The organism is Citrobacter sp. Cpo142 (assembly GCF_030332425.1).
GTDB classification, from domain to species: Bacteria; Pseudomonadota; Gammaproteobacteria; order Enterobacterales; family Enterobacteriaceae; genus Citrobacter; species Citrobacter portucalensis.
The window spans coordinates 1-586 of the sequence record NZ_JAOWHW010000055.1; the positions used below are offsets into that span (position 1 = coordinate 1).

Consider the following 586-nt stretch of genomic DNA (forward strand, 5'->3'; position numbering starts at 1 on the left):
GAGTTACCGGTTCAATATTCCAGACAGACTCGCGGTTCATTTAAGCATCCATGCCCGCCCTGAACTCCGGGCACACTATAAGTAATGTCGGTGACCCAGACCTGATTGGCCCGGACAACAGTAAACTGCCGCTGCACGCGATTAGGGGCAACCACTGAAGGTCTGCCAGCGATACGACGCGGCGCTTTATAGCCGCGCACGGCTTTAATCCGGTTCAGTTGCATAATACGGCCCACCCGGTTTTTACCGCAGGTTTCCCCGATTTCGTTCAGGTCGCCATGAACCCGCCGGTAACCGTATACGCCTCCGCTCAGTGAATAGGAGTCACGGATAAGCGTCAGCAGACGCTGATTATCTTTATCACGTGCCGAGACCGGGTTATGCAGCCACGCGTAGAACCCGGCCCGGGCGACATCCAGTACCCGACACATTGTCATCACACCCCATACAGTGCGGTGCTCATTGATAAAGCGGTACTTCAGTCGGGCTCCCTTGCAAAGTACCGCGCGGCCTTTTTCAGGATATCCCGTTCTTCTTCGGTACGTTTTAGCTGTGCCCGTAGTTTCAGGATCTCGCTTTTGGCTTC

Annotated in this window: 1 pseudogene; it reads right to left on the reverse strand. The window is 54.9% G+C overall.

Annotation, left to right across the window (positions count from 1 at the left end):
• Window positions 1-77: 77 nt before the first annotated feature.
• Window positions 78-586, reverse strand: a pseudogene (locus tag OGY18_RS02830) (IS3 family transposase); the annotation flags it as partial.